This is a genomic window from Methylorubrum podarium, from assembly GCF_022179745.1.
GTDB classification, from domain to species: Bacteria; Pseudomonadota; Alphaproteobacteria; order Rhizobiales; family Beijerinckiaceae; genus Methylobacterium; species Methylobacterium podarium.
In genome coordinates this window covers 1-6,359 of sequence record NZ_BPRD01000098.1, presented here as the reverse complement: position 1 = coordinate 6,359, position 6,359 = coordinate 1, and the positions used below count along the sequence as shown (strand labels likewise).

Sequence of the window (6,359 nt, the reverse complement as noted above, 5' to 3'; positions counted from 1 at the left end):
GCTTCGCCGCGACCATGGGCGTCTCGCCCTCGACCGTGGTCGAGGCCTACGACCGGCTGGCGGCGGAGGGGCTGATCCAGGCCCGGCCGGGCTCCGGCTTCACCGTCTCGGGCGCGGTCTCGCCGCTGGCGCTCACCGAGGCGGAGCCGCGGCGCGACCGGGCGATCGATCCGCTCTGGGTCTCGCGCCAGTCGCTCGATTCCGGACCGGACATGTTCAAGCCCGGCTGCGGCTGGCTTCCGGCCGAGTGGATGCCGAACGGGGCGATCCGCCGGGCCGTGCGCGGCCTCGGCCGCGCCGGGGACGCGGTGCTCACCGAGTACGGCGCCGCCCGCGGCGCGCCGGCCCTGCGCCGTCACCTGGTGCGCCGGATGGCGGGGGAGGGGATCGATCTGAGTTCGGATCAGGTGCTGCTCGCGGCCTCGGGGACGCAGGCGATCGACCTGATCGGCCGCTTCCTGCTGCGGCCCGGCGACACGGTGCTGGTGGACGATCCCTGCTACTTCAACTCCCAGGCCCTGCTGCGCGTGCACGCGGTGCGGATCGTCGGCGTGCCCTACACGCCGACCGGGCCCGACCTCGCGGCCTTCGCCGCGGCGCTCGCCGAGCATCGTCCGCGCCTCTACGTCACCAATTCCGCGCTCCACAACCCGACCGGCGCGACGCTCTCGCCCCAGACCGCCCACCGGCTCCTGACGCTCGCGGCGGCGCACGACCTCACCATCGTCGAGGACGACATCTTCGCCGACCTGGAGCCCGAGCCCTCGCCCCGGCTCGCCGCCCTCGACGGCCTCACCCGCGTGATCCGCATCGGCAGTTTTTCCAAGACGCTCTCCGCCTCGATCCGCTGCGGCTTCATCGCCGCTCGCGCCGACTGGATCGAGGCCCTGGTCGATCTCCAGGTGGCGACGAGCTTCGGCGGCCCGAGCCCGATCGCCGCCGAGCTGATCGCCGGCACGCTCGCCGACGGCAGCTACCGCAAGCATCTGGACGCCTTGCGCCGCCGCCTGTCGCGGGCGCGTCGGGAGGCCGCCGCCCGGCTCGGGGCGCTCGGCATCGTCCCCTGGATCGTGCCGCGCGGCGGCTTCACCCTCTGGTGCCGCCTGCCCGACGGGCACGACGCAGCGGCGCTCGCCCGCGCCGGCTTGGCGGAAGGTCTGGTGCTGGCCCCCGGCAACGTCTTCAGCGTCGCGCAGACGGCGGGCGGCTTCATGCGCTTCAACGTGGCGCAGATGACGGACCCGCGGGTCTACGAGGCGCTGGCGCGGGCGATGGCGGGAGCGCAGGAAGGGGCGGATCTCCCGACCGCTGCCTCGGCGCCTGTTTGACTTGTCTCTTCGACACCGAGCCGACGCGATGCCGCGATTGGTCCAGTCCTCCCCCTCATCCTGAGGTGCGGAGCGAAGCGGAGCCTCGAAGGAGGGCTCCAGGGATCGCGCGACCTCTGGAGCCCTCCTTCGAGGCTGCTTCGCAGCACCTCAGGATGAGGGGGTTTTGATCGGATGAGCCGGTCGAACAGGCTCTCACGCTGAGCAGCGGGTCGGTAGAATCGGGCGCACCCTACGGCGGCAGCTTGTCGATCAGCCCCTGGAGCTGGCCCGGCAGCGGCGTGCCGTCCTGCCGGGCGTAGAGGTCGCGCAACTGCCGGCCGATCTCGGACAGGCTCATCGAGCCCTTCATGATCAACCGGTCGGCCTGGGCGCCGAGGCTCTCCTTCTCCTCCGTCGTGATCTCCTTGGCGGTGAGCACCACCACGGGGATGCTGTCCCCGTCCGGGCGCCCGCGCAGGGCCCGCAGGAAGGCGAAGCCGTCCATCACCGGCATCATCAGGTCGAGCAGGATCAGGCTCGGGCGTTCCGCGTCGAGGCTCTCCAGGGCGGCGGCGCCGTTCTCGGCCTCGCGCACCTGCCAGCCGTCGCGCTGGAGCGTGCGGCGCACCCGCTCGCGGGCATCGCCATCGTCGTCCACCACGAGCACGCTGCCCTCGCGGTCCACCGGGCGGTAGCGCTCCATCGCGTCCTTGAGCGCGCCCCAGTCGATCGGCTTGACCATGTAGTCGGTGGCGCCGAGCACGTGGGCGAGGCTGAACTCGTTGACCACGCTGGTGATGATGACCGGCGTCTCGGCGATCTCGGGATCGGTGCGGATCGCGTGCAGCACCGCCCAGCCGTCCATGCGCGGCATCTCGATGTCGAGGAGGATCGCCCGCGGCTTCAGGGCGCGGGCCAACGTCAGCCCAGCCCTCCCGTCGTTGGCGGTGCGCACGCGAAACCCCTCGCGTTCGAGGAAGCGCTGGAGCAGGTCGCGGGCGGCCGGGTCGTCGTCGACGAGCAGCACCACGTCGTGCAGGTGCGCCTCGCCCTCGGTGATCTCGTGGACGCGGGCGGCCACGCTCTCCGCCTGAACCTCCTCCTCGTGGGCGTCGATCTCGGCCGGCAGGCGGATGGTGAAGGTCGCGCCCGCGCCGAAGGTGCTTTCCACGCCGATCGTGCCGCCCATGCGCTCGACGAAGGCGCGGGTGATGGCGAGCCCGAGGCCGGTGCCGCCGAACTGCCGCGTAGTCGATTCGTCGGCCTGGGAGAAGCGCTCGAACAGCCGGCCGATCTGTTCCTCGGTCAGCCCGATGCCGGTGTCGGAGACGGCAAAGCGGATCCAGTCGGCCCCGTCCTCCCGGAAACGCCGCACGGAGAGGACGATCTCCCCGTCCTCCGAGAACTTGGCCGCGTTGCCGATCAGGTTGATCAGCGACTGGCGCAGCTTCAGCTGGTCCTGATGCATCGCGCCGAGGCCGATCGCCGGATCGCCCTCGATGTCGAGGCGGAAGTGGTTGCGCTTCTTCGTGATGAGCGACTGCGTCGCGGCGGTGACGTCCTCGATCAGCGTCGCCACGTCGAAGGTCTCGGCCGCCAGCGTCAGCCGCCCGGCCTCGATCTTGGAAATATCGAGCACGTCGTTGATGAGGCCGAGCAGGTGGCGGGCGGAGGCCTCGATCTTGCGCAGGTCCGGCAGCAACTCGGCCTGGCCCAGATCCTCCAGCTCCTCGCCGAGCATCTCGGAATAGCCGATCACCGCCGAGAGCGGGGTGCGCAGCTCGTGGCTCATGTTGGCCAGGAACTGGCTCTTGGCGAGGTTCGCCGCCTCCGCCGCGGCGCGGGCCTGCTCGATCGCGGCCTCGGCCTCCTTCCGGGCGGTGATGTCGATGTTGAGCCCGACCCATTCGCGGATCGTGCCGTCGGCGGCCAGCACCGGCACGCCGCGCACCTCCATGTCGCGCCAGACCCCGTCGTGGCGGCGCAGGCGGTACTCGACCTCGTAGGTCTTCACCGCCTCGACGCATTCGGCCCAGACCTCGGCGGCCCGCGCTCGGTCCTCGGGATGGACCGCATCGACCCAGCCCCAGCCCTGGTAGGCCTCGTCGCCCTGGCCGGTATAGGCGGCCCAGCGCGGCTGGGGCGGCATCAGCTCGCCCTCGGCCGTGGTGTTCCAGATCACGGCGGCGGAGGCGTCCACCAGCGCCCGGAAGCGCTGCTCGGAATGGCCGAGCGCGTCCTGCGCGAGGCGCGTCTCGGTGACGTCGGTGTTGGTGCCGTACCAGCGCACGATGGCGCCGTCCGGGTTGCGCACCGGCTCGGCGAGCGACAGGAACCAGCGGTAGCGGCCGTCCCGCCCACGGAGGGGGAAGGTGTCGTGCCACGACTCGCCGGCCGCGATGCAGGCGGAGAAGCGCGCGGCGGCGCGGTCGAGGTGATCGGGATGGTGCAGCTTGCGCCAGCCGTGGTCGGCCATCTCGGCGGGCGTCGTGCCGGTGTAGTCGTACCAGCGGCGATTGTACCAGACGATGTTGCCGTCGGCCTCGGCGATCCAGGCGAGCTGCGGCAGCGCGTCGGCAAGGTTGCGGAAATCGGCCATGGTCGGTCCCGTGGCCGGCACCTTCCCGTCCTGTACGGTCACGGTGATGTCTCCCGTCATGACGTTGGCGTCCCGGCATCCTCGCGAAAGCTGTGGCCGGCTTTCGCGCGGATGCGAAATCAAAAGTCGGATCCGCCGCTCAACGCCGCAGCCGGTTGCCGAGGACGAAGCCGAACAGGCCCATCAGCACGATCCCCGCCGCGCCCTGGAGCCCGACCAGCAGGTTGGTGACGCGGCCCAGCGGCTTCACGCCGATCTCCGGCGGGTTGGCGGTCATCATGTTGAGCGCGCTGTAGCTGACGAGGTCGAGGGGGTTGTAGGTCGGGGTGTTCGCGCCCTCGTGGAACAGGCCGCCCGTCGCCCCGTAGGCCGCCGCGAAGAGCAGGATGCCGACGAGGAAGGCGCGGGCGATCCGCGACAGGCTCTCGCCGTAATCGCACAGCCACTCGACGAAGCGGTCGGCGATCCAGCGGTAGCCGTGGCTCAGGGTTCCGCGCAGATCGCGGGTGGAAAAGGCTTCGCGGGCGCGCACGCCGGCGTGGCGGCGGCCCATGCGGCGCCCGCGCTTGTAGGCCCAGCTCGCGCCCTCGTGGCTGCCGATGCTCTGGAGGTTGCGCTCGAGCGCGAGATAGCTCGCCTGGGCCGCCTCGTACTCGCCCGCTTCCTCCTCGCCGACCATGCCGCCGATCTGCTCGACGGAGAGCCGCACGCCCTCCAGCCACGCCCCGGCGAAGCGCGCGTGGCGCAGCTTGCACGCCGTGAGGTCGAGCCGCACGAGGCTGGTGCGGGAGAAGTCGGCCCCCGACAGGTCGGCCCCGTCGAGCCGCGCCCCGGAGAAGTTGGCGCCCCGCAGCCGCGAGCCGACGAGCCGCGCCTTCTTCAGGCTCGCATCCTCGAAATCCGCGCCGGTCAGGTTGCAGTCGGAGAGGTTGGCCTCGTCGAGTCGGGCCCTCCGGAACACGGAATCGTCGGCATCCGCGCCGGTGAAGTCGGTGCCCCACAGGTCGGCGCCCTCGAAGCGGGCGCCGTCGAGCAAAGCCTTGTCGAGCCGGGCGAAGCGCATGGTCGCGCCGGAGAAGTCGGCATCCTCGATCATCGCCTCGCGGAAGGAGGCCTGTCCGCCGGCGATCCCGGTGAAGCGCGCGCCGCTGAGGTCGGCGCCGGAAAAGTCCGCCTCCTCCACGCAGGCGCCCGCGAAGCCGGCGGAGCGGGCGAGCACCCCGGCGAGCGAGGCCCGCCGCAGGTTGGCGCCGGACAGGTCGGTCAACTCCAGCCGGGCGTCGGCGAGGTCGGCCCCCGCCAGATCGAGCCCGCCCGGATCCTCCGCCCACCAGCGCGGCGGTGCCTGCGGGTCGATATGCGGCGTCAGGGCCGCACGCCCGAGGCCGAGCCCGGCGAGGTCGTCGCGGCCGCCGATCGAGAACGGCGCCGCGCGCGCCGAGAGCCGCGCGAGCAGCGCCGCGACGCGCGGGTCACCGTCCTCCGCCCCGCCATCCCGCACCGCGTCAGCCCCGCATGATCCGTCCGTCTGACCCCTTAACCGTGCGGAGCCGAGCGAGACAAGGCGACGAACATGCAACGGAGACGGCAAGGGTTACGGCAAGGAACACGGATTGCGCGGCCCCATGAGACCGCAACGCCTTCCCGCGCGTTAGGTCGCGGACGGCGCGTGCAGCGCGAGTGAGGGGTTTCGGGCGTGTCGGGAAAAATCCTGCTGGTGGAAGACCACGAGGAGATCTGGGACTTTCTCTCCCGCCGGCTCAAGCGCCGCGGCTACGAGGTGGTGCTCGCCCATGACGGCGAGGCGGGCGTGCAGCAGGCCCGCGCCGCCCAGCCCGACGTCATCCTGCTCGACATGAACCTGCCGATCCTCGACGGCTGGTCGACCGCCCGCGCCCTGAAGGCCGCGACCGATACCCGCGCCATCCCGATCATCGCGCTCACCGCCCACGCCATGTCGGGCGACCGCGACAAGGCGATCCAGGCGGGCTGCGACGACTACCACCCCAAGCCGATCGATTTTCCGAAACTGCTCACCCAGATCGGCACGGCGATCGGGGCGGCGGAGTGAGCGGATCGATCCTCCCATCCTCAGGATGAGGAGACGGGTGGGATCGACTGCATCTCTCGACGCATGACGCCATCATGAGGACGCCATGACCACCGATCCGGTCACCCAGCGGCTCCTGCGGCAGGCGCTGCCGGTGGTCACCACGCTCGCATCGCTGCTGCTGGTGGTGACGCTAGCCGGCGCGCTCTATTTCGGCCGCGACATCCTCGTGCCGGTGTCGCTCGCGATCCTGTTGAGCTTCGTCCTGGTGCCCGCCGTGCGCTGGCTGCGGCGCCTGCGGGTGCCGCGGGCGGCCGCCGTGCTGCTCGTGGTGCTGCTCGCCTTCGGGACGCTCGGCGCGGTGGGCAGCCTGATCGCCCGGGAGGCGGCGCAGCTCGCC

5 protein-coding genes are annotated in these 6,359 nt (G+C 71.6%); 3 read left to right on the top strand and 2 right to left on the bottom strand.

Annotation, left to right across the window (positions count from 1 at the left end):
- Positions 1-1,328 (top strand): aminotransferase-like domain-containing protein (locus tag MFF42_RS05200; protein WP_238254813.1); only part of this gene is annotated, 1,328 nt, incomplete at its 5' end.
- Positions 1,329-1,560: 232 nt separating this feature from the next.
- On the opposite strand, the gene MFF42_RS05195 is transcribed toward MFF42_RS05200, so the two are convergent.
- Both MFF42_RS05195 and MFF42_RS05190 read right to left on the bottom strand, forming a co-directional pair.
- On the bottom strand, positions 1,561-3,969 hold the full coding sequence (locus MFF42_RS05195; RefSeq protein ID WP_238254812.1) for a hybrid sensor histidine kinase/response regulator: 2,409 nt from the start codon (positions 3,967-3,969) through the stop codon (positions 1,561-1,563).
- 79 nt (positions 3,970-4,048) lie between these two features.
- The gene (locus tag MFF42_RS05190; protein WP_238254811.1) at positions 4,049-5,410 is read right to left on the bottom strand and encodes a pentapeptide repeat-containing protein; all 1,362 of its coding nucleotides are present in this window, start codon (positions 5,408-5,410) and stop codon (positions 4,049-4,051) included.
- 195 nt (positions 5,411-5,605) lie between these two features.
- Between MFF42_RS05190 and MFF42_RS05185 the strand changes: the two genes are divergently transcribed.
- Both MFF42_RS05185 and MFF42_RS05180 read left to right on the top strand, forming a co-directional pair.
- The gene (locus MFF42_RS05185) at positions 5,606-5,980 is read left to right on the top strand and encodes a response regulator (protein ID WP_238254810.1); all 375 of its coding nucleotides are present in this window, start codon (positions 5,606-5,608) and stop codon (positions 5,978-5,980) included.
- 85 nt (positions 5,981-6,065) lie between these two features.
- A partial coding sequence (locus MFF42_RS05180; protein WP_238254809.1) for an AI-2E family transporter occupies positions 6,066-6,359 on the top strand: 294 nt, incomplete at its 3' end.